This is a genomic window from Acidovorax sp. 100, from assembly GCF_003688355.1.
GTDB lineage: Bacteria > Pseudomonadota > Gammaproteobacteria > Burkholderiales > Burkholderiaceae_C > Acidovorax > Acidovorax delafieldii.
Genome location: NZ_REFD01000001.1, coordinates 3,485,736 through 3,508,851 on the forward strand (window position 1 = coordinate 3,485,736; position 23,116 = coordinate 3,508,851).

General features: G+C 64.0%; 19 protein-coding genes. 9 read left to right on the forward strand and 10 right to left on the reverse strand.

Annotation, left to right across the window (positions count from 1 at the left end; translation table 11 throughout):
* Window positions 1-9: 9 nt before the first annotated feature.
* Window positions 10-1,497, reverse strand: coding sequence for a methyl-accepting chemotaxis protein (locus tag C8C96_RS16150; RefSeq protein ID WP_121942955.1), 1,488 nt, complete (start codon window positions 1,495-1,497; stop codon window positions 10-12).
* Window positions 1,498-1,677: 180 nt separating this feature from the next.
* Here C8C96_RS16150 and dapC point away from each other — a divergent pair, with 180 nt between their 5' ends.
* From dapC to C8C96_RS16180, 6 genes are all read left to right on the forward strand, one after another.
* On the forward strand, window positions 1,678-2,883 hold the full coding sequence (gene dapC, locus C8C96_RS16155) for a succinyldiaminopimelate transaminase (protein WP_121942956.1): 1,206 nt from the start codon (window positions 1,678-1,680) through the stop codon (window positions 2,881-2,883).
* Window positions 2,884-2,899: 16 nt separating this feature from the next.
* Entirely contained in the window at window positions 2,900-3,733 is an 834-nt protein-coding gene (gene dapD, locus C8C96_RS16160) for a 2,3,4,5-tetrahydropyridine-2,6-dicarboxylate N-succinyltransferase (RefSeq protein WP_121942957.1), read from the forward strand.
* Window positions 3,734-3,804: 71 nt separating this feature from the next.
* The gene (locus C8C96_RS16165; protein ID WP_056062628.1) at window positions 3,805-4,968 is read left to right on the forward strand and encodes a PilT/PilU family type 4a pilus ATPase; all 1,164 of its coding nucleotides are present in this window, start codon (window positions 3,805-3,807) and stop codon (window positions 4,966-4,968) included.
* 163 nt (window positions 4,969-5,131) lie between these two features.
* On the forward strand, window positions 5,132-6,325 hold the full coding sequence (dapE, locus tag C8C96_RS16170; RefSeq protein ID WP_121942958.1) for a succinyl-diaminopimelate desuccinylase: 1,194 nt from the start codon (window positions 5,132-5,134) through the stop codon (window positions 6,323-6,325).
* Complete coding sequence (gene prmB / locus C8C96_RS16175) at window positions 6,322-7,263, forward strand: 50S ribosomal protein L3 N(5)-glutamine methyltransferase (protein WP_121942959.1); 942 nt, start codon at window positions 6,322-6,324, stop codon at window positions 7,261-7,263. Before dapE ends, prmB begins: the two co-directional genes overlap by 4 nt.
* Window positions 7,264-7,377: 114 nt before the next feature.
* Window positions 7,378-9,417, forward strand: coding sequence for an ABC-F family ATP-binding cassette domain-containing protein (locus C8C96_RS16180; protein WP_121942960.1), 2,040 nt, complete (start codon window positions 7,378-7,380; stop codon window positions 9,415-9,417).
* Window positions 9,418-9,891: 474 nt separating this feature from the next.
* Here C8C96_RS16180 and phbB read toward each other — a convergent pair whose 3' ends face one another.
* The 4 genes from phbB to C8C96_RS16200 form a co-directional block, all read right to left on the reverse strand.
* On the reverse strand, window positions 9,892-10,629 hold the full coding sequence (gene phbB / locus C8C96_RS16185; RefSeq protein ID WP_056062618.1) for an acetoacetyl-CoA reductase: 738 nt from the start codon (window positions 10,627-10,629) through the stop codon (window positions 9,892-9,894).
* A 252-nt stretch (window positions 10,630-10,881) separates the two neighbouring features.
* Complete coding sequence (locus tag C8C96_RS16190; protein WP_121942961.1) at window positions 10,882-11,664, reverse strand: EAL domain-containing protein; 783 nt, start codon at window positions 11,662-11,664, stop codon at window positions 10,882-10,884.
* A 273-nt stretch (window positions 11,665-11,937) separates the two neighbouring features.
* Entirely contained in the window at window positions 11,938-13,116 is a 1,179-nt protein-coding gene (locus tag C8C96_RS16195; RefSeq protein ID WP_056744953.1) for an acetyl-CoA C-acetyltransferase, read from the reverse strand.
* 70 nt (window positions 13,117-13,186) lie between these two features.
* Window positions 13,187-14,887 (reverse strand): alpha/beta hydrolase, encoded by a 1,701-nt coding sequence (locus C8C96_RS16200; protein WP_121942962.1) that lies wholly within the window; start codon window positions 14,885-14,887, stop codon window positions 13,187-13,189.
* A 123-nt stretch (window positions 14,888-15,010) separates the two neighbouring features.
* Here C8C96_RS16200 and C8C96_RS16205 point away from each other — a divergent pair, with 123 nt between their 5' ends.
* A complete protein-coding gene (locus tag C8C96_RS16205) occupies window positions 15,011-15,352 on the forward strand; it encodes a hypothetical protein (RefSeq protein ID WP_121944052.1) in 342 nt (113 codons plus the stop codon).
* Here C8C96_RS16205 and C8C96_RS16210 read toward each other — a convergent pair.
* The 3 genes from C8C96_RS16210 to C8C96_RS16220 all read right to left on the reverse strand — a co-directional run bounded on the left by C8C96_RS16210 (window position 15,272) and on the right by C8C96_RS16220 (window position 17,409).
* Window positions 15,272-16,177, reverse strand: coding sequence for a polyphenol oxidase family protein (locus C8C96_RS16210; RefSeq protein WP_121942963.1), 906 nt, complete (start codon window positions 16,175-16,177; stop codon window positions 15,272-15,274). The genes C8C96_RS16205 and C8C96_RS16210 overlap by 81 nt on opposite strands.
* Entirely contained in the window at window positions 16,174-16,842 is a 669-nt protein-coding gene (maiA, locus tag C8C96_RS16215) for a maleylacetoacetate isomerase (protein ID WP_121942964.1), read from the reverse strand. Before maiA ends, C8C96_RS16210 begins: the two co-directional genes overlap by 4 nt.
* Window positions 16,843-16,953: 111 nt before the next feature.
* Window positions 16,954-17,409 carry a MarR family winged helix-turn-helix transcriptional regulator gene (locus C8C96_RS16220; protein WP_043566498.1) on the reverse strand — a complete coding sequence of 152 codons (456 nt, stop codon included), beginning with the start codon at window positions 17,407-17,409 and terminating at the stop codon, window positions 16,954-16,956.
* 121 nt (window positions 17,410-17,530) lie between these two features.
* Here C8C96_RS16220 and C8C96_RS16225 point away from each other — a divergent pair, with 121 nt between their 5' ends.
* Complete coding sequence (locus tag C8C96_RS16225) at window positions 17,531-18,226, forward strand: fumarylacetoacetate hydrolase family protein (protein ID WP_121942965.1); 696 nt, start codon at window positions 17,531-17,533, stop codon at window positions 18,224-18,226.
* Window positions 18,227-18,343: 117 nt separating this feature from the next.
* The gene (locus C8C96_RS16230) at window positions 18,344-18,895 is read left to right on the forward strand and encodes an NUDIX hydrolase (protein ID WP_056744963.1); all 552 of its coding nucleotides are present in this window, start codon (window positions 18,344-18,346) and stop codon (window positions 18,893-18,895) included.
* A gap of 163 nt (window positions 18,896-19,058) precedes the next feature.
* Here the strand turns inward: C8C96_RS16230 and C8C96_RS25180 are convergent, their stop codons facing one another.
* Entirely contained in the window at window positions 19,059-19,868 is an 810-nt protein-coding gene (locus tag C8C96_RS25180) for a hypothetical protein (protein ID WP_056744965.1), read from the reverse strand.
* An 832-nt stretch (window positions 19,869-20,700) separates the two neighbouring features.
* Window positions 20,701-23,010, reverse strand: coding sequence for a penicillin-binding protein 1A (locus C8C96_RS16245; protein ID WP_121942966.1), 2,310 nt, complete (start codon window positions 23,008-23,010; stop codon window positions 20,701-20,703).
* Window positions 23,011-23,116 lie beyond the last annotated feature (106 nt).

The window sequence follows — 23,116 nt, forward strand, 5'->3', positions numbered from 1 at the left end:
TGTCTGCGGTTATCGCGCGGCCAGCGATTTGTACACGCCGCAGCCCACGTACCAGTCCCCCACCCGGCTCACGTAGGACATCTTGGTTTGCACCGCGCCGGTGGCCGGGTTGTTGATGTCGTACTCCACCCACCCCGGGGCGCGGTCGGCCTGGGTCACGATGTCGCTCACCAGTCGGTCGCCTGCAATGCCGGGGATGTCTTGCACTCGCGTGCCCACCTTGGCCGGGTTGCCACCAAAGGCCAGATAGGTCCCCCCGGCGTCCAGCACAAACACATACATGTCACGGTCATGGTAGGGCTGGGTCTTGTCGGTGATGCTGCGCAGGAATTGATCGCGCGAACTGGTCTTGTGCAGCGCCACCGCCTTGCTCACCAGAGCCACTGCCTCATCGGCTGTGCCCTGCTGCAGGCGAAACGCCGCCACGGCTTGCGACAGGGTGGACGCGCGGTGCTCCAGCGCCTCGGCCTGCGAGACCGCGTGGCCCACCATCTGGGCGTTGTGCTGCGTGATCTGATCGAGTTGCTGCACGGCGGAGCTGACTTCGCTCAGGCCCGTGCTTTGCTCGGCGCTGGAGCCGGAGATCTCGGTCATGCTCGCCGCCACACTGCGGATGCCGCTGGCCATGTTGGCAATGCCCTCTCCCGCCGACCGGATCAACCCGGCGCTGGCCTCCACCTGGCTGACCGAGGCGCTGATCAGCTCGCGGATCTCCCGCGCCGCGTCGCCCGAGCGCTTGGCCAGCGTGCGCACCTCGCCCGCCACCACGGCAAAGCCGCGGCCCTGCTCACCCGCACGGGCGGCCTCCACCGCAGCGTTCAGGGCCAGGATGTTGGTCTGAAACGCAATGCTGTCGATGACACCAATGATCTCGGTCATGCGGCGCGCGCTTTGCTGGATGGCCTCCACCGACTGCACGGCGCGGGCCATGGCCTCGGCGCCGGTGTCGGCGGCCTTGCGTACTTCTGCGGCGCGGGCATCGGCGCTGCGCGCGGTCTGTGCGTTGTTCTGCACGGCCGACGATAGCTGCTCCACGCTGGCAGCCGTCTGCTCCAGGTTGGCCGCCTGCTGTTCGGTGCGATCGGCCAGAGACCGGTTACCTTGCGCCAGGCTTTGTCCCGCATGGGCCACCAATGCGGCATTGCTGCGGATATCGGCCACCATGGACGACAGTGTGAGCACCATGCGGTCCAGCGACTGGGCCATGGACCCGACCTCGTCCCGCCCATAAACACCCGCCCTGGCACACAAATCACCGCGTGTGGTCTGCTCCATCGCATGCGCCAAGCCTTGCAGGTCGGATGCCAGACCCGCATACAACGCGCACAGTGCATACAGAACCACGGCGGCTGCCAACGCCACCGCCCACCACGGAGCATCCACGGCGGCCATCGCCAGGGCGCCAGCCATCACCACGCCCAGCGTCACCAGTTTGCCCGGCAGGTGCCACCTGCGCATCCACCAGAGCCCGGGGCGCAGCGGTAGGAATCCAGACATCTTGTCTCCGTTATCATTTTTGAATGTGGGCCATGCTATGTGCCCGCTCTTACGTCGGATTGACAACCGTGCGTGGGGTAAACAGTGCTTGACTGCGCACCTGGCCTTGCCCTCGCCATGGACGGCGCGACACCCTGCACCGTGCCGTGGGCGTATGCCCTTCGCCCATAATGTCGCTCCATGAATCCCCTGCTCTCCCAACTCCAGCCTTACCCCTTCGAGCGGCTGCGGCAACTCTTTGCGGGAGTCACACTCCCGGCGGCTTACAGCCCCATCAGCCTGGGCATGGGTGAGCCGCGCCATCCTACACCGCAGTTCATCAAAGATGCACTCAGTAACCACCTGGGCGGACTGGCCAGTTACCCCGCCACCGCAGGCGAACCCAAGCTGCGCGAGGCCTTCACCCAGTGGATACAACAGCGCTATGCGCTGACCCTGGACCCGGGCACCCAGGTGCTGCCCGTCAACGGCTCGCGTGAGGCACTGTTTGCATTTGCGCAGACCATCATCGATCCCTCGCACGGCCAGCCGCTGGTCGTCTGCCCCAATCCGTTCTATCAAATCTACGAAGGTGCCGCCTTGCTGGCGGGAGCCCAGCCGTACTACGCGGCCAGCGACCCCGGCCGCAACTTTGCGGTGAACTGGGACGCAGTGCCCGAAGCTGTGTGGCAACGCACCCAGCTGCTCTTCGTCTGCTCCCCTGGCAACCCCACGGGCGCCGTGATGCCGCTCAGCGAGTGGAAGAAGCTGTTTGAGCTGAGCGACCGCTACGGTTTTGTGATCGCCTCGGACGAGTGCTACAGCGAGATCTATTTCCGCGACGAGCCGCCCCTGGGCGGCCTGCAGGCTGCGGCGCAGCTGGGGCGCGGCGACTTCAAGAACCTGATCTCCTTCACCAGTCTGTCCAAACGCAGCAATGTGCCCGGCATGCGCAGCGGCTTCGTGGCTGGCGACGCAGCGCTGATCAAGTCGTTCTTGCTCTACCGCACCTACCACGGCAGCGCAATGAGCCCCATCGTGCAGGCCGCCAGCATCGCTGCCTGGGGGGATGAAAAGCACGTGGTGGACAACCGGGCGCTGTACCGCAAGAAGTTTGCCCAGGTCACACCGCTGCTGGCTGGCGTGATGGAAGTCGCCCTGCCGGATGCCGGTTTTTACCTGTGGGCCAAAGTACCGGAAGCCCTGGGGATGGACGATGCCGAGTTCGCGCGCGCCCTGCTGGCTCAATACAATGTCACGGTGCTGCCCGGCAGCTACCTGGCCCGCGAGGCCCAGGGGAGCAACCCCGGCGCCCAGCGCGTGCGCATGGCCCTGGTGGCCGAAGCCGAAGAATGCGTGGAAGCTGCGCTGCGCATCGTGCAATTCATCCAATCCCGTACTGCCTGATCTGATCGACAACAACATGACCCAACAACTCCAAACCCTCATCGACAACGCCTGGGAAAACCGCGCCAGCCTCTCGCCCGCCACCGCCCCCAAGGAGATCCAGGACGCCGTCGAGCATGTGATTGCCGAGCTGAACAATGGCAAGCTGCGCGTGGCCACCCGCGAAGGCGTGGGCCAGTGGACGGTGCACCAGTGGATCAAGAAGGCCGTGCTGCTGTCGTTCCGCCTCAAGGACAACGAAGTCGTCAAGGCTGGCGACCTGGGCTTTTACGACAAGGTGCAGACCAAGTTTGCCCACCTGTCCGAAGAAGAAATGAAAGCCACTGGCGTGCGCGTGGTGCCGCCTGCTGTGGCCCGCCGTGGCAGCTTCATCGCCAAGGGCGCGATCCTGATGCCGTCATACGTGAACATCGGCGCCTACGTGGGCGAAGGCACCATGGTCGACACCTGGGCCACCGTGGGTTCGTGCGCACAGATTGGCTCCAACGTGCACCTGTCGGGTGGCGTAGGCATTGGCGGTGTGCTGGAGCCTCTGCAGGCCGGCCCCACCATCATTGAAGACAACTGCTTCATCGGCGCCCGCTCCGAGGTGGTCGAAGGCGTCGTGGTCGAAGAAAACTCCGTACTGGGCATGGGTGTGTACCTGGGCCAGAGCACCCCGATCTTCAACCGTGCCACCGGCGAAATCAGCTACGGCCGCGTGCCCTCGGGCTCGGTGGTGGTCAGCGGCAACCTGCCCAAGACGGCCGCCAACGGCACGCCCTACAGCATGTACGCTGCCATCATCGTTAAGCAGGTCGATGCGCAAACGCGCTCCAAGACCAGCATCAACGACCTGCTGCGCGACTGATTGACGGGGACCTGCGGACGGCCCGGGCCGTTCGCCCCACCGACAGAGACTGAGAACAAGAGGGAAACACCATGAGCACGATGGAACGAATTCTTCGCCTGATGGCAGAGAAAAAGGCCTCCGACGTCTATCTGTCGGCCAACGCGCCCGCGCTGATCAAGATCAACGGCGAGTGCGTGCCCATCAACAACCAGATCCTGCCGCCCGATGCGCCGCGCAACCTGCTGTCCGAAGTGGTCCCCCCGGACCGTATCGAAGAGCTGGAAGAAACCGGCGAACTCAACATGGGTGTGCCGCTCAGCGGCGTGGGCCGCTTCCGGGTCAGCGCCATGCGCCAGCGTGGCAGCTATGCGGTGGTGATCCGCTTCATCTCCCAGCAGATTCCCGAGTTCGATTCCCTGGGCCTGCCCCCGGTAATGCGCGAACTCATCTTGGAAAAACGCGGACTGATCCTGATGGTGGGTGCCACGGGTTCAGGCAAGAGCACTTCGCTGGCCTCGATGATCGACACCCGCAACGAGGCGCTCACAGGCCACATCCTCACCATCGAGGACCCGGTCGAATACCAGTTCAAGAACAAGAAATCCATCGTCAACCAGCGCGAGATCGGCAGCGACACCCAGTCCCTGCAAACGGCCCTGAAAAACGCGCTGCGCCAGGCGCCCGACGTGATCCTGATCGGCGAAATCCGCGACCGCGAAACCATGTCGGCCGCCATTGCCTATGCGCAGTCGGGTCACCTGTGCCTGGCCACGCTGCACGGCAACAACAGCTACCACGCGCTCAACCGCATCTTGTCGTTCTACCCCGTCGAAGTACGACCCACCATGCTGGGCGACCTGGCATCGGCACTCAAAGCCGTGGTTTCCCAGCGCCTGGTGCGCAAGACCGACGGCGGCCGGGTGCCGGCAGTTGAAGTCATGCTCAACACCAAGCTGGTGTCCGATCTCATCGAAAAAGGCGACTTCTCGGGCGTACGCGAGGCCATGGAAAAATCCATGGCCGAAGGATCGCAGACCTTTGAAGAAGCGCTGGCCCGCCTCATCATGGATGCGCAGATCGACCGCAAGGAAGGCATGGCCTACGCCGATTCGCCCACCAACCTGATGTGGCGCCTGCAAAACGACTTTTCCTTGGCCGCCAACGCCGCCAAGGCCCAGAAAGAAGCACGCGATGCACCCGACGATGCACCGTCGTTCACCGAGATCGTGCTGGACGTCAAGCCGGCAGCGTGATGTGACGCGCCTTGAGCGGCCTGCGGAGCCCTCCCTCAGGGAAGACGACGCGCTCGGTGCCTGGCATCCCTTGCTTGGCGGCTCTGGGCTGGGCCACGCAGCGCCCATGCCTGTACCCATGATCGCAGCCCGGCTGCCTGTCTCCATTCCCTGACCCCATCCCATGTCCCGTACCCTGCACCTGGCTGAACAGCTCATTTCCCTGCCCTCCATCACGCCGGAGGACGCCGGCTGCCTGGATCTGCTGGCCACACGGCTCGCTCCGCTCGGGTTTGTGTGCGAACGACTGGACAGTGGTCCCACAGACTTCCGTGTCAGCAATTTGTGGGCAAAGCGACCGGTAGCGATAGTGAATCATGCCTCATCCGCTATCAAAACAGTAGTATTCGCAGGCCATACCGATGTCGTCCCCACTGGCCCGCTGGCCCAGTGGAGCAGCGACCCGTTCGTGCCCACCCATAAGGACGGCAAGCTCTATGGCCGGGGTGCGAGCGACATGAAGACCTCCATCGCAGCCTTTGTGGTCGCGGTGGAAGAGTTCCTGGCCGCCACGCCCGCACCGCAGATCGAGCTGGCCTTTTTGCTGACCAGTGACGAGGAAGGTCCTTCCGTTGACGGCACCAAGGTCGTGGTCGAGCAGCTCCAGGCGCGTGGCGAAAAGCTTGATTACTGCATCGTGGGCGAACCGACCTCGGTCGAGAAAACCGGTGACATGATCAAGAATGGACGGCGTGGCACCTTGAGCGGCAAGCTCAGCGCCCGCGGTGTCCAAGGCCACATCGCCTACCCACAACTGGCCCGCAACCCCATCCACCAGGCCCTGCCCGCCCTGGCAGAACTGGCTTCCACCGCGTGGGACAACGGCAATGCCTTCTTTCCGCCCACCAGCTGGCAGATCAGCAACATCCATGGCGGCACCGGCGCCACCAACGTGATCCCGGGTGAGGTGGTGATCGACTTCAACTTCCGCTTCTCGACCGAATCGACGGCAGAGGGGCTGCAGCAGCGCGTGCACGCCGTGCTTGACCGCCACGGCCTCGAATATGACCTGCGCTGGACGCTGGGCGGCCAGCCCTTCCTCACCACGCCCGGTGAACTGGTAGGCGCCGTGCAGCAGGCCATCGCCTCCGAGACGGGCATCACCACCGAACTCTCCACCACCGGTGGTACCAGCGACGGGCGTTTCATTGCGCAGATCTGCCCCCAGGTGATCGAACTGGGCCCGTCCAACGCAACGATCCACAAGATCGACGAGCATGTGGTGGTGGCCGATATCGAGCCGCTCAAGAACATCTACCGCCGCACGCTGGAGAACCTGCATGCACAGGCCCTGGCGGCCCAGGCGGTGGCCGCATGAGCAAGGCACCCAGCCACAATCCACTGGCAGTTGCAGGTGACACCGTTGGCGCACTGATCGAATGGGGCACTCAGCAGCTGGAGTCGGCCGGCGTCTCGTTCGGCCATGGCACCACCAATGCGCACGACGAAGCTGCATGGCTCGTGTTGTGGCGCCTGGGCCTGCCGCTGGATAGCGACCTCTCCGATGCACCAGAGTCCATCAAAAACAAGCCGGTAGCGCCCGCAGAAAAAGCGTTGGTTGCTACACTTTTTGAAGAACGCATTGCCAGTCGCAAGCCTGCCGCCTACCTCACGCGCGAGGCCTGGCTCCAGGGCGTGCCGTTCTATGTGGACGAGCGCTCCATCGTGCCGCGCAGCTTCATTGCAGAGCTGCTGGTGGACGGCAGCGTGGACGATTTCCTGAGCGACCGCACCCATCGTGTGCTGGACCTTTGCACGGGCAATGGCAGCCTGGCTGTGCTGGCGGCGATGGCCTGGCCCGAAGTCGAAGTGACCGGTGCCGATATTTCGCCCGACGCCTTGGCCGTGGCACGCATCAATGTGGACAAACATGGGCTGCAGGACCGTATCACCTTGCAGTTGTCCGATGGACTGAGTGCCCTGCCCGGCCCCTGGGACCTGATCCTGTGCAACCCGCCCTACGTCAACGCCGACAGCATGGCCGTGCTGCCCAGCGAATACCGCGCAGAGCCCGAACTGGCCCTCGCCGGTGGCAAGGACGGCATGGACTTTGTGCGCCAGCTGTTTGCCGCCGCGCCCGCTTGCATGAGCGAAGACGCTGTGATCATTCTGGAGATCGGCAACGAGCGCGCCTATTTCGAGGCAGCCTTTCCGCAATTGCCGGTTTTCTGGCTCGATACCAGTGCAGGAGAAGACCAGGTTTTGCTGGTCACCCGGCGGGCGCTGGCTGCCCAAACCCGGCTCACGGCACAATAGAGCCCTTTACGCCACCTTTGGCAGCTGCAGCGGCTGTGCCGTTGGCAGTTGCGCTGGCCCCCAGAGTTTTGCATGCCACCCGCCTCGTGCGGGTGCGCTTTTTTCTGATTCCGGATGATCACCCTCAAGAACGTTACCCTGCGCCGAGGCACGAAAGTCGTGCTCGACAGCGTGTCCACCACCATCAACCCCGGCGAAAGTGTCGGGCTTGTGGGCCGCAATGGCGCGGGCAAGTCCAGCCTGTTTGCGCTGCTCAGCGGCAAGCTCCATGAAGATGGCGGGGATTTTCACATCCCCTCGAGCTGGCGGATGGCCGAGGTCGCGCAGAACATGCCCGAGACCGACCAGTCGGCCACCGATTTTGTGCTCGAAGGCGACACGCGTCTGGCCGAGGTGCAGCGCCAGTTGGCCGAAGCCGAGGCCAGCGACGATGGGATGGCCATTGCCCATGCCTATTCGGACCTGCATGACGCCGGCGCGCACGACGCCGTGGCGCGTGCCCAGGCGCTGATCCTGGGCCTGGGTTTTCGCGTGAGCGAACTCGACCAGCCCGTCAACAGCTTCTCCGGTGGCTGGCGCATGCGACTGCAACTGGCTCGCGCTCTGATGTGTCCCAGCGACCTCCTGCTGCTGGACGAGCCCACCAATCACTTGGATTTGGACGCCCTGGTCTGGCTCGAAGCCTGGCTCAAGCGCTACGCGGGCACCATGATCGTGATCAGCCACGACCGCGAGTTCCTGGACGCCATCACCAACGTCACCCTGCAAATCCAGCAAGGCGAGTTGAACCGCTACGGCGGCAACTACAGCAAGTTTGAAGAGCTGCGCGCCCAGCAGCTCGAACTGCAACAGGCCAGCTTTGCCAAGCAGCAGGAGAAGATGGCCCACCTGCAGAAATTCATCGACCGCTTCAAGGCCAAGGCCAGCAAGGCCAAGCAGGCGCAAAGCCGGGTCAAGCAACTCGAACGCATGGAGAAAATCGGGCCAGTGCTCGCCGAGGCGGACTTCACTTTCGAGTTCAAGGAACCGGCCAACTTGCCCAACCCGATGCTGGCCATCAGCGACGCCTCGTTCGGCTATGTGGACGACGAGGGCACGCCCACCACCATTCTTACGGGCGTCAACCGTTCGGTGCTGGCGGGGCAGCGCATCGGCATCCTGGGCGCTAACGGTCAGGGCAAGTCCACGCTGGTCAAGACCATTGCGCGCACCATGAAAGCACTGGGCGGCAGCATCACCGAGGGCAAGGGCCTGAACATTGGCTACTTTGCCCAGCAGGAACTCGACGTGCTGCGCCCCAGCGAACACCCGCTGGAGCACATGATCCGCTTGGCCAAGGAGCTGGGGCCTGATGCCAAGCAACCCAGCCGGGAGCAGGATCTGCGCAGCTACCTAGGCAGCTTCAACTTCACCGGGGACGTGGTCAAGCAGGCCGTTGGCACCATGAGCGGCGGTGAAAAAGCGCGCCTGGTGCTGGCCATGATCGTATGGCAGCGCCCCAACCTGCTGCTGCTGGACGAGCCTACCAACCACCTGGACCTGGCCACCCGCGAGGCCCTGGCGATGGCGCTCAACGACTTCGATGGCACTGTGATGCTGGTCAGCCACGACCGCGCCCTGCTGCGCTCGGTCTGTGAGGACTTCTGGATGGTGGGCCGGGGTGTGGTCGGCCCGTTCGACGGCGACCTGGACGACTATCAACGTTACCTGCTCGAAGAGTCCAAGCGCCTGCGCGAAGAAGCACGCCTTGCCGAGCAGGCGCAGGCCTCACAAACTCCTGCAGCAGCGCCCGCCGCAACACCGGCACCCGTGGTCACGCTGGCCTCCGTTGCCGCGCCAGCACCGGCTCCCGCTCTGTCCCCTTCGCGTGATGGGCGCGAGCAGCGCAAGCTTGACGCTCAAACGCGCCAGCAGCTGGCCGAAAAGACCCGGCCACTCAAAAAAGAGCTGGAACAGATCGATAAACGCTTGACGGCCCTGAGTGCAGAACGCACCCAATTGGAGCAAAAACTGACGGAAGCCTTGCCTCCCGCAGAGATCGCCGAGTGCGGCCGGCGATTGAAAGCCGGAAACGATGAAACGGAAAAACTGGAAGAGCGTTGGCTGGAAATTTCTTCCGAACTCGAAGAAATTTCAGCGGCCTCGGTGGGCTAGAGATGTAAAGTCCTGTAAATTCTTTCAAGAATTTTCCGGACTTTCTATTGATCCATCTCGTTTATATGCTATCAAATGTGTAGCCATTTTTAGTGTAAATCTACAGGCTATTGCGGTTGCATTTTTTTGCGAAAGGTTGTCAACGGACTGTGGACCGCCCGCGTTGTTGGTACATCACAGGAGTTTTCCACCATGAATACCACCGCAATCTTGTCCGCTTGGCCCGAAGACGAACGCGACCGCAAGCGCGCACCGGCCCGCTTCTGAAAGCACTGCGGCCTTGCCTCTGTTGTGTAGCACAGTGCACATCAAGCATAAACCATACCAAGGCATGAGAAATGTGGCCACATTAGCTCCATATTTCTCAGGTGGACCATAGCAAGGTCGGAGTTAACCTCCGCGATTCTTGCAAGTCCCAACAAAAAACCCCGCAGATGCGGGGTTTTTTGTTGGTCCAAAAGGACGGAACAGCCTTTAGCCCATGTGCAGGCCGCCATTGACCGAAAAGTCTGCACCGGTGGCGTATCCGCCCTCTTCCGAGGCCAGCCATGCGATGATCGATGCAATCTCGCTGGGCTCACCCAGGCGCTTGACAGGCACCGTGGCGACAATCTTTTCCAGAACATCCGGACGGATTGCCTTGACCATGTCAGTGCCGATGTAGCCTGGGCTTACCGTATTGACGGTGACGCCCTTGGTGGCCAGTTCCTGCGCCAGGGCCATCGAGAAGCCATGCATGCCCGCCTTGGCGGCGGAATAGTTGGTTTGCCCCGCCTGACCTTTTTCGCCGTTGACAGAGCTGATGTTGATGATGCGGCCCCAGCCCTTTTCCACCATGTCAGACACCACCTGTTTGGTGACATTGAACATGCTGTTGAGGTTGGTTTCGATCACGGCGTCCCAGTCTTCGCGCGACATCTTGAGGAACATGCGGTCGCGCGTGATGCCAGCGTTGTTCACCAGCACGTCAATGGTGCCGTGCTCTGCCTTGGTCTTACCAAAGGCTTCCACGGTGGAATCCCAATCACCCACGTTACCGACTGACGCATAAAACGTGTAGCCCAGGGCCTTTTGCTCTGCCAGCCATTTGGCGTGGTCCCGTGTCGGGCCGCAACCAGCGATGACTTTGAAACCTTCCTTGTGCAGGCGCTGGCAAATGGCGGTACCGATGCCTCCCATGCCACCGGTGACATACGCAACTTTCTGGCTCATGTGATTTCTCCTTGTTAGTGATTGGCTCAGGACCCACTCTACCGAAGAAATTGGGCACTGCCGTGAAGGAAAACACTGAAGCCCTTTCCTTTTTGACATATCCACATGCGTCACACAGCTGACGCGAGGCACGCTTAGCGACGCGTCACCGGCGTAGCGCCTTCAGATGCACCAAATGGAGGCAGCGGATTGGCTGCTGTGGACTGCGGCACTCCCGCAAGGACTGGCTTGAAATGCAGGCGCTGTGTTGCGCTAGACGTGCCGTGGCGCCAGCGGCAAGGATTCCCATCCCGGCTTGGCGAACAGATAACCTTGCTGGTAGCGAACGCCCACCGAACTCAGGTAGGCGGACTCAGCCGAGGTTTCGATGCCCTCCGCCACAATGTCGATGGACAACCGTTGGCAGACCAGCGCAATGCCGCACACGATCGCCTGTCGCACGGGGTCCTGATCGATGTTGCGAATCAGCTCCATGTCGATCTTGAGCACATGCGGCTGAAATTGCACCAGCATGTTCAGCCCCGCGTAGCCCGCACCAAAGTCGTCGATGGCCGTAATGAGGCCCTGGCGCCGGTATTCATTGAAGATCGACTTCAGGTGTGCACCATTGCTGACCTGCTCGCCCTCCGTCACCTCGAACATGATCCGGTTGTGCGGAAAATCGAACTCTTCAGCCGCCTCCATGGTGGCGCGGATGCAGGTCTCGGGCCGATACACCGCATTGGGCAGGAAGTTGATGCTCAGTCGGCAGTCTGGCAGGCTGGCGAGCCCCAGGCGCGACGCTAGTTCAATGGCCTTGACGCGGCACGCCTGGTCAAACCGGTAGCGGTTGGTGTCATCCACCCACGACAGCACCGTCCCGGCCGACTCGCCATCTGCACCGCGCACCAACGCTTCGTAGGCGAACGGGCGATCCAACTCCAGGTCCATGATGGGCTGGAACGCCATCGTGAAATCGAACGGAAGCTGCGTCTTGTCACGACAGGATTGGCAGCCCACAGGTTCGAAGGGTTGGGCGAAAACGGTCACTGTCATGGACAAACATCGTAACGCATCAGTACAAACTTGCGCTCTCCCAGCACCAGTGCAAAGCGAAGCCTTTCGCTTGTCGCAAAGCTATCTGGGTTGAAAGGTTGCGATCCGGACACAGCACTCGCAGACGCTGTCAATCCGCTCTCTGTACCGTCCGTTCAGCAAAATCAATAAAAAAAGGCCGCATGGAAATGCGGCCTTTTGACTGAGACTGGCAGTGACTTCGATCAACGCGTCGTTGGCACCACGCCAGTTGCCCCAAGATGAAGCTGAGGCTCAGCGCTCCAAAGCCAGCGACACGCCCATGCCACCACCGATACACAGCGCGGCCAGGCCCTTCTTCGCGTCACGGCGCTGCATTTCGTGCAATAGCGTGACCAGAATGCGGCAGCCCGACGCGCCGATGGGGTGGCCGATGGCGATGGCGCCTCCGTTCACGTTGACCTTGGCGGGGTCAATGGCCAGTTCCTTGTTCACAGCGCAGGCCTGTGCGGCGAAGGCTTCGTTCAGCTCGAACAGGTCCACATCGGCGGCGTTCCAGCCTGCGCGCTGCAAGGCCTTGCGCGAGGCCGGCACGGGGCCCATGCCCATGGTGGCAGGGTCCAGGCCGCTGGTGCCAAAAGCGGCGATGCGCGCCAGGGGCTTGAGGCCAAGGGCCGCTGCCTTCTTGGCGCTCATCACCACCACAGCAGCGGCGCCATCGTTCAGGCCCGATGCGTTGCCGGCGGTCACGCTGCCCGCCTTGTCAAAGGCGGGGCGCAGGCCGGCCAGGGCTTCGGCGTTGGTCTTGCGGTTGAGGTACTCATCGGTGTTGAACAGGATGGGGTCACCCTTCTTCTGTGCCAGGCTTACGCCGACGATCTCATCGGCGAACTTGCCAGCATCTTGTGCAGCAGCTGCCTTTTGCTGGCTGGCCAGGGCCAGTGCGTCCTGCATGTCGCGGGTGATGCCGTACTGCTTGGCCACGTTTTCAGCCGTGATGCCCATGTGGTACTGGTTGTACACGTCCCACAAGCCGTCCACGATCATGGTGTCGATCAGCTTCCAGTCGCCCATGCGCTGGCCGTCGCGCGAGTTGGGCAGCACGTGCGGCGCCAGACTCATGCTCTCCTGGCCTCCGGCCACGACGATCTCGCTGTCACCCCAGGCCACAGCCTGGGCGGCCAGCATGACCGCCTTCAAACCGGAGCCACACACCGCGTTGATGGTGAGTGCAGGGGTTTCCTTGGCCACGCCCGCCTTCATGGAGGCCTGACGCGCGGGGTTCTGGCCCACGCCAGCTGCCAGCACCTGGCCCATGATGACTTCGCCGATCTGGTCGGACGAGAGACCTGCGCGCGCGATGGCTTCACGGATCACGATAGCGCCGAGTTCGGTCGCAGGCGTCTTGGCCAGCGAGCCACCAAACTTGCCCACAGCAGTGCGAGCGGCAGAAACGATGACGATGTCTTCCATGGAATGTCCTTGTAGTGGTGAGTGGTGGTTCAGTGATTCTCGCAGCGCCAAAAGTCAGGACTTTTGCGTATCAGGCTTTCTGTTTGACATAGCGGCCGGGTGCGGGCTCGATGGCCTTGAACTTGGTGCCTTTGCCATAGGCCTTGGGCGCGGCAATCTGTTTGCCCGCATGGCTCTTGAGCCAGCCTGACCAGTCGGTCCACCAGCTGCCGGGGTGCTCGGTAGCGCCTTCCAGCCATCGGTCCAGCGTGCCTGGGAACTTGCCGTCGGCGCGGGTCCAGTGGCTGCGCTTGCCCTTGGCGGGTGGGTTGATCACGCCCGCGATGTGGCCTGAGGCGCCCATCACAAAACGCTTCTTGCCCGGCAGCACCTGGGTGGACGCATAAGCGGCCGTGGCGGGCACGATGTGGTCTTCGCGCGAGCCGTAGATGTAGACAGGCAGGTCGAGGCTGCCCAGGTCCAGCTTTTCGCCGCACACGGTGAGCTTGCCCGGCTTGACCAGGTTGTTTTCGAGGTAGAAATTGCGCAGGTACCAGGCGTAGAACGGGCCGGGAAGATTGGTGCTGTCGCTGTTCCAGTACAGCAGGTCAAAAGGAGGCGGCGTTTCGCCCTTGAGGTAGTTGCCCACCACGTAGTTCCAGACCAGATCGTTGGGTCGCAAGAAGCTGAAGGTGGACGCCAGGTCCTGCCCCTTCATCAGCCCGCCATGGCCCATCTGCATCTCGCGGAACTTGACGAAGGCTTCATCGATGAACACGTCCAGAATGCCCGTGTCGGTGAAGTCAATCAGCGTGGTGAGGAAGGTGGCACTGGCCACGGGCTCGTCGCCGCGCGCCGCCAGCACGGCCAGCGCATTGGACAGGATGGTGCCGCCCACACAAAAACCCAGCGCGTTGATCTGCTCGGCACCGGTGATGTTCTGCACTACGTCGATGGCGGCCATGGCGCCATCTTCCACGTAGTCGTCCCAGGTCTTGTGGGCCAGGCTGTCATCAGGGTTGCGCCAGCTCACCACGAAGGTGCGGTGGCCTTGTTCAACCGCATAGCGGATCAGCGAGTTCTCGGGCTGCAGGTCGAGGATATAGAACTTGTTGATGCAGGGCGGCACCAGCAGGAACGGGCGCTCGTACACCTTGGCCGTGAGGGGCTTGTATTCGAGCAGCTGGAACAGCTCGTTTTCGTACACCACAGCGCCTTCGGTGGTGGCCACATTGCGGCCTACCTCGAACAGGCTTTCGTCGGTCATCGACACGTGGCCCTGGGTGATGTCGTGCAGCAGGTTCTGCATGCCCTTGGCAATGCTCTCGCCCTTGGTCTCAATGGCTTTTTTCTGCGCTTCGGCATTGAAGGCGAGGAAGTTGCTGGGCGCCATGGCTGCCATCCACTGCTCCACGCCAAATCGGATGCGGGCCTTGGTCTTTTCGTCGGCCTCGACTGCTTCGGCCAGCCCCATCAGGGTGCGGGCATTGAGCAGGTAGGCGGCGGCGGAAAACGCTGCCACGGGGTTGCTGGCCCAGCCCTCACCGGCAAAACGCTTGTCCTTGACCTCGGGGGTGCCCTGCAGGCCCTGCGCCCAGAGGTCCTGCGCTTCTTTGAGGTATTGCTGCTGCAATGCCTGCAGCTTGGTTTGCGACAGCTTCAGGGGTGCGGCGGCGGGTACCTGCGCCCCCAGGTCCAGTTTCTGGAACGATTGCAGCGCCTGCGACCAGCTTTGCCCGAAAATCTGCTGGAACTGCTGGGCGCTCTCGGCCCAGGGTGATTCAGAAGTCATGCTCATTCCTCGATGGTTGGTCGCTCACAGCGGCTGGGCCCTGATTTTTGTTTCGCGGGTTCATTGTTGCCCACCGCCATGGTGCATGGCAACGAATTCAACGCTTTCAGTGCACACAAACCAATGTACCTCATCGTCATCGCCTGGACCTACGTCACTCTCATGATGGCGGTGGCCGAGGCCACCAGTCCGCAGGGCACCGTGCTGGGCGCCATCATCACGTTTGCGCTGTACGGCCTACTGCCCATGGGCATCCTGGTGTACATCCTGGGCACGCCTTCGCGCAAGCGCAAGATCAAGGAACGGGAGGCGGCCGAACAGGCTGCGTATGACGCGGAGCAGGCTGCGGCCCGCGTGGCCGATGCGGGAGCCGAGCCGGCAGCGTCAGCCGCGCCAGATGCAGGCGGCAAAGCGCCCGCTGCCGCCGAGGGCGGCGCTGTCTCGGCGGTGCGAAAAGAACCTTGAGGCCTGCGTGACAGTGCACCACGGCGGGGTGCTGTCGTTGCCGTAAATGTGCGTGATGCCCATGGCACGCAGCCCCAGCCGGGCCAGCCCTGCCAGATCGCACAGGTACTTGCCCGGTGAGTCGGGACGGGCCACAAAACATGGAGCAGCCGCAGCGCCCAATGCGCCCGGCGCGTCGCAGAACGCTGCACGCACCTCAGCCCCTACCTCGAAAGCTGTGGGGCCAATGCAGGGGCCCAACCAGGCCAGCGTGTGGGCAGCAAGCTCTGAAGCGGCCGGAGAGTCTGGCGCCAATGCTCCGTTTTTGATAGCTACCGAGGCATGATGCACTAGCGCTTCATGGCAAAAATGCTTGAAAACCGCTTCCAACACGCCCTGCCCTGCATGCCCGGCCAGTCCGCGCCAGCCGGCGTGGGCCGCAGCCACCACCTGGCCTGAGCGGTGGGCCAGCAGCACGGGCAGGCAGTCGGCCACCATGATGGTGCAGACGGCGCCGGGTGCGCTGGCCACGCAGGCGTCGGCCTCTGTGCCATCGGGCGTGCTCGCATCCAGCAACACCACGCCATCGCCGTGCACCTGGTTCAAGAACACCGCGCGGGCGTCCGGGGTGGTGGATTGCAAGGCGGACTGCAAGGTCTGCCGGTTGGCAGCCACTGCCAACGAATCGTCGCCCACATGGGTGCCCAGGTTCAACTGGTCGTACGGTGCGCGGCTCACGCCGCCCGTGCGCGTGGTGCACAGCGCATGCACACCGGGCGGTGCCGGCCAGTCGGGCACCAGCCAGTCTGCGTGCCAGCTTGAGACCGACGATGACACAGGCGTCACGCTTCGTTGTCCGGGCAAGCCGAGGGCTGCGCCTGCTGGAATGCAGGCAGTGCCATGCAGGCGTCAAACACCCCCATGGTGAGTGGCAGGCCGTCCAGACTGACCTTGAAGCGCTGGGCGTTGAAGATCTGGGGCACCAGGCAGCAGTCGGCCAGCGTGGGCGTATCGCCCCAGCACAGCACCGAGGGCGCCATGCCCTGCGCTGCGCGTTCTTGCGCCAGCAGCCCCAGCTGCCGCTCAAATGCCTCCAGACCGCCGCGCACCCAGTGGTGATACCAGGCGTTCTTGGCATCCTCATCCACCTTCAGGTCGCGCACCAGGTACTTGAGCACGCGCAGGTTGTTGAGCGGATGGATCTCGCACGCCACCATCTGCGCCAGCGCCCGCACCCGGGCCCGGGCCAGCGGCGTGGAGGGAAGCAAAGCGGGAGTCGGGTGGGTTTCGTCCAGGTATTCGATGATGGCCATGGACTGAGACAGCGCCGTCCCCCCGTCGGTCACCAGCGTGGGCACCAGTGCATCGCCAATGCGGCGCAGGTACTCGGGGTCCTTGTGTTCGCCCTTGACGAGGTGCACGGGCAGGTAGTCATAGTCCAGACCCTTGATCTGCAGCGCGATGCGCACGCGGAACGAGGCAGAGGAGCGGAAGTAGTTGTACAGCTGCATGGAAGAACGGTGCCTGTGATGGGGTCTGTGGAGATACGGAACCGGCGCAGCGTGGTGCCAGCACGCCGCAGATGGCAAGCCTCTGGGGCCTGAGAGCGCGGGACGTGCCGGTCAGGCGCCTGAAGTGCCTGCCGGATCCTGGTGGTTGTATACGACTTTGGAGAGCAGCACCATCAGGTCGGCGCTTTCCTGGGCGGTGAGCGGTGCGGTCAGGCGTTCCTGCACCCGCTGGGCGGCGTCGCGCATCTGCAGGGCGGCCACTTCGCCTTCGGGGGTGATCCACAGCAGCTTGCGGCGGCGGTCGCGGGTGTCGGGCTCGCGGCGGATCCAGCCGCGCTTTTCCAGGCGCCCGATCACCGAGCCGGAAGTGGCTGCATCGAACGCCACGCGGGCCGCCAGGGTGACCTGGTCTTCGCCCGGCTGGGCCAGCAGCTCGTGCAGGATGGCGAACTGCACCGGCGTCACGTCAAATCCGGCCGTCTCTTCCATGAAAAGTGCCACGGTCCGCTGGTGGGCGCGGCGCACCAGGTGGCCCGGCGTATTGTGGAAATCGAAGCTCTTTGCCATGGGCGCGAGTGTAGCGCCCCCCAGCAGAGGGGCTGCGCCCATGGCACACTGCCACACTGCGGCGCACACGGTACTGCGCCCGGTTTTTTGACAGCATTCCCAGAACCATTGAAAGGCAGACATGAGCTACGTGTTTCCTCCAGCCCCCGTGGTCAGCGTGCCCGTGGTGGGCAGCGGCGAACGGTTTCCGGTGCACCGCATCTACTGCGTGGGCCGCAACTACGAAGAACACGCCAAGGAGATGGGTTTCACCGGCCGCGAGCCTCCGTTCTTCTTCCTCAAGCCTGCGGATGCCATTGTGGTCGTCAACGCGGGCGAAACCGGGCAACTGCCCTACCCCAGCCTGACCGCCAACCTGCACCACGAGATCGAGCTGGTGGTGGCCATCGGCAAGGGTGGCAAGAACATCCAGGCCCCCGACGCTTTCAGCCACATTTATGGCTACGCCGTGGGCCTGGATATGACCCGCCGCGATCTGCAAAACGACATGAAGAAACAGGGCCGCCCCTGGTGCATTGGCAAGGGCTTCGACGCCAGCGCGCCCATCGGTCCCATCACGCCGGCAGCCCAGGCAGGTGATGTGGCCAACGCGCCCATCTGGCTGCAGGTCAACGGAGCGGACCGCCAACGCAGCACTGTGACCCAGTTGATCTGGAACATTGCCGAGACCATCGAGCACCTGTCGGCCGCGTGGGAGCTGCAGGCCGGCGACCTGATCTACACCGGCACCCCCGAAGGCGTGGGCGCCGTGGTGCGTGGCGATACGCTCGAAGGCGGCGTGGCAGGACTCACGCCCTTGCGCCTGACCGTAGTCTGAAGACCACCGGGCAGCCCTGCTGCCCGGCCAGGCAAACGCCGAAAACGCTACGATTTTTATAGCTGGTAGCGCATGTTTCACTAGCGCTACCAGCCACTCTGACCCTCAAACCCCTGCATGACCTACCGCAGCCCCATCAAACATTGCCGCGCCTGTGGCACCGCCGTGGTGTACCGCCTGCCGGACGACGGCGACACCAAACAGCGTGCGGTCTGCCCCGCCTGCAACACGGTGCACTACGAGAACCCGCTCAATGTGGTGGGCACGGTGCCCGCGCTGCCCGATGGCCGCATTCTGCTGTGCAAACGCAACATCGAACCCCGCTGGGGCAAATGGACGCTGCCCGCAGGCTTCATGGAGCTGGACGAAACCACGGCACAGGGTGCGGCGCGCGAGACCGATGAGGAAGCCGGTGCGCAGATCGAGATTGGCCCCCTGTTCAGCCTGCTGAACGTGCGCCGCGTGGGCCAGGTGCACCTGTTCTACCGCGCCACGCTACTCAGCGACCAGTTCAACCCGGGCTACGAAACCATCGAGGCGCGGCTGTTTGCCGAAGACGAGGTGCCCTGGGACGAGCTGGCCTTCCGCACCGTGAAAGAAACACTGGAGTGCTACTTTGCCGACCGCAGGGTTGGCCGCTTTGGGCTGCACTGCATCGATATCGAATGAAACTCGGAGCGAGCGCCGGAAGTCGATGAAGGCCCGGACCGTCGCGGCCATATGGCCGTGTCTCGGGCGCACCGGGCCATTGGGGCCCGTTGGCAGTGACCACCGTGAAGATGGGGACAAGGTCGATGCGCTCGCCAGAGGCCATGCAGCCATCGACCATCCGTCAATAGTGAAACAGATTCCCGGGCACCGGCACAGTGGTGAGGATGGTGTGACCGCTCAAGCCGGCCTGCGCTGACTGGTTCACCGACGCATTCACCACGCCCGCGCTGCCACCGTGGCCGCCGCTGGCACCGCCCCCACCTCCTGCAAAGGACGAACTCCCCGCGAAATCGTCGAAGCCCATGGCACCGCCATTGACCTGCAACGTTCCGGTGACGACGGGCGTGGTGGGAGCCACCAGGTGGATGATGCCCCCCCCACCGCCGCCTCCGGCACCCGCGCCCGTTGTATTCGCGCCGTTGCCGTTGACACCGTTTCCGCCCTGACCGCCATTGGCGCGCAATGCGCCAGCCACCGTGATACCGCCCTGGGCCGAGACGACGATCACACCCCCACCCCCGCCGCCAGACCCGGCGGTGTCTACCACCGCAGACATGGCGCTTTGCCCATTGCCGCCATTGGCAAGAATCGCCCCTGTGCCCGTGACGGTCACTGCCCCCCCAGCAAGGATCACAAGCGATCCCCCCCCGTTGCTACCCGTGTCGTGCGGGCTCGCTCGGCTGCCCGCCCCGCCCGCCGCTGCGGGCGGCTTCGTGAGCTGCGCGGCAGAAAGCGCTGGCAAACCGATCCCGCCTTGGGGAGTTCCGGCTGCCGACAGCGCAATGCCGGGGTGTGGCGTGACATTGCTGGCGCCTTGCGTTCCCGCAAGGACGGTGATGGTGCCGGAAATGGTCACATCGCCGGTGGCGCGCAGCACGGTCCCGCTGGGGAGCACCAGGACGCCTGCGATGTCGATCGAGGAAAACTGCATGTGGTGTCGACCGCTGAGGGTGTTGAACCCTGCTGTCGTGGACAGATCGATGGTCGAGGCGCTGGACACGGTATAGGCCCCGGCAGAGCCATCACCATAGGCAGCGACGGAGCCAGCGGGCCCTGGTGCTCCGGCGGGGCCCTGGACTCCCGTAGGCCCCTGCAGCCCGCTGGGGCCCATCGGACCCGTGGGGCCGGTCGCACCCGCAGGACCGGCAGAGCCTGCAAGGCCCGCGGCCCCCGTCGCCCCCGCAGGCCCCGCCGAGCCCATCGGTCCGGTCGGTCCCGTGGCAACACCTGCCGTACAGCCTCCCACCGCGCCACTGGAACTTGCAAAGCACAGCAGATTTGCTTGCGCGGGCGCGCCAGCCAGTCCAGGCATCCGGACCCCGCCCGCATCGTCCACGCGAAAGCGCACGGTGTGGGTTGCCGAATCCATCACCACCAAACCGCCACCGGGCGGGGGGGTCACCTGGATGTCTGCGGCTTGGCCCACGCAGGGAGTCAGCGCAAAACCAGAAGCAAGGGCATATGCCAACAGCGAGAAACGAAAGCGTGGTGGGGTCATTTTCTATGGATCATGGCAACACGGTGGACGGAGCGCTGCGGCCATGGGCCCCTGGCCAAAGGCAGCAGGGCCAGTGGCACGCGCGCCGCGATGAGCGGATGAATGGAGTGGACATGGCCGGTACGCGGAGCCCGGAAAAGCCCCCCAGGGACGGCACATGGAACAAATTCACCGCCGCGCATCCTAGCGGCGGTCTTGGGCCGGCGCCAGCAAAAAAGTGGCCGGTCCGAGCGAAATCGCGCGCTCGCCTGTCCGGCCGATGCCTTCAGCCGCCCACACGTTCCTCGGCGGGCACGGGCGGGTAGCCCGGATCGGTCGTGACGGGAGGCTGGCCTTGGCCTCCAGGCGGCCGGGGCACCGCAGGGCCAAGGGGCCAGGCTGGCGCAGGGGCCGCTGGCGCTGGCTGCGCCGTGTCGCGGCCGAACAGCCCGCGTATCCACTCGCGCATGGCACCGAGCGAGCTGTCTGCCGGTGGCGGCGGGCTGGTATCGAATTCATCGAAGAACCGCTCCTGGCCATCAATCACCTTGTTGCGGATGGCCTGCTGCATGAACTCGCCCACCATGGGCAACGCACTGCGCGCGCCCTGCCCCCAGTAGTCGCTGCGCAGCGTGATGCGCCCGTCGTTGAAGCCGGCCCATGCGCCTGCCACCACGCGGGTGTGCATCAGGATGAACCAGCCATCGGTGTTGTCTTGCGTGGTGCCGGTCTTGCCCGCCACGTCGGCCTGGATGCCATACCGCGTGCGGATGGCCGTGGCAGTGCCCCGGTCCACGGCACCGCGCATGGTGTTGCGCAGGGTCTGGGCAGCCCGGGGCTGGAAGACCTCTTCCGGCACAGGCTTGGCAAAGGTCTCCAGCACCTTGCCGTGGCGGTCTTCGATGCTGGTGATGAGCACGGGCTCCACATAGCGGCCCAGGTTCACGATGCTGCTGTAGGCCGAGATCATCTCCTTGAGCGTGACCGGGCTGGTGCCCAGCGCGAGGGACGGAACCTCCTCCAGCTTGGACTGCCGCACGCCCAGGGCGCGTGCCACTTCGGCCACACGGGCCGGGCCCACCTGCTGCATCACCTGCGCGGTGATGGTGTTCTTGGACAGCGCGAGGCCATCGGCCAGCGTCATGGGCTGGTCGCTGGGCGGGCCGCCATCGGTGGGGCGCCAGACGCGGCCACCGCCCAGCGGGATTTCGACGGCAGTATCCACCAACGTGTCTTCGGGCGTGGCGCCGTTGGCAAACGCAGCGCCATACACAAACGGCTTGAAGGTCGAGCCCGGCTGGCGGCGCGCAGCCTGCACATGGTCAAACGGGTCTTGCGCAAAGTCGCGGCTGCCCACCCAGGCCAGCACATGGCCGGTGACCGGGTCTTGCGCCAGAAAGCCCGCCTGCACACGCGTCTTTTCGGCGCGCAGCTTGGCCATGAAGGAGGCGTCATCCATCAGCGCCTTCAGGGCTTCGTCAGGGGTGTCTCCTTTGTCCACGGCTGCGCGATATTCGGCGCTCTCGCGCACCAGGGTCTGCACCAGCTCGTTCTTGGGGCCCCAGCCGTTGCGCTGCGACCAGGCGGTGTCTGCCACGCCTTGCAATTGCCGGCCCTGCCGTGCCACCGCCTGATTGGCATAGGCCTGCAGGCGCGAATCGATGGTGGTGCGAATCACCAGACCGTCCGAATACAGGCTGTAGCCCTTGCTGTCGGCCCAGTCGATGAGCTGCTTGCGCAGCTGGATCGCAAAGTGCGGCGCCGGGCCCATCACCTCCGTCTGGCGTTCGAAGTTGATGCGCAGCGGGCGTTTTTGCAGGGTCTCGAACTGCTTGGCATCGAGCTTGCCCCGCTTGACCATCTGCGACAGCACCGTGTTGCGGCGGGCTTGCGCGCGCTCGGGGTTGAGCACCGGGTTGTAGTAGGCCGTGCCCTTGAGCATGCCAATCAGCGTGGCGCTTTCCAGCACATTGAGCTTGTCGGCCGACTTGTCGAAATAGGTGCGCGCGGCCATCTCGATGCCGTAGGCGTTGTACAGAAACGGCACGGTGTTGAGGTAGGTCTCCAGGATTTCGTCCTTGGAATACGACGCCTCGATCTTGAGCGCGGTGATCGCCTCCTTGAGCTTGCGCGTGAGCGTGCGCGAGCGCCCGATTTCCTCCGGAAACAGGTTGCGCGCCAGCTGCTGGGTGATGGTGGAGCCGCCCTGCGGGTCCCCACGCAGCGTCAGCACCACCGACGACGCCGTGCGCCGCCAGTCCAGCCCGAAGTGCTTGTAGAAACGGTGGTCCTCGGTCGCTATCAGCGCGTCCACCACGTTGGGCGAAATCTGGTTCAGCTCCACCCATTCGCGGTTGGCCCAGCGGTATTCGGCCAGCAGCTTGCCGTCGGCCGACATGAGCTGCGCCGGCAGCTCGCTCTTGGCCTTGCGGATGTCGCTGATGCCGGGAGTAAAAGGCACCAGCGCCAGCGTGAACACCAGCAGCGCAGCGGGCACCGCCACCACCGTCCACAGCAGCAGGCGCCGCACGGGCCGGGGAACCCAGGCCAACAGGCCCGCCATGCGGGCCCGGAAAGAAAGCAGCCAGTTGTGCATCAATGAATCGCCGGGAGATTGGGGGTCGCTTCAGGACCGCCCCACCAGGGGCCGGTCAGGAAGGAGAAAGGGGAATGAGAACGCGAAAAGAGAGTCGGGCATGGTG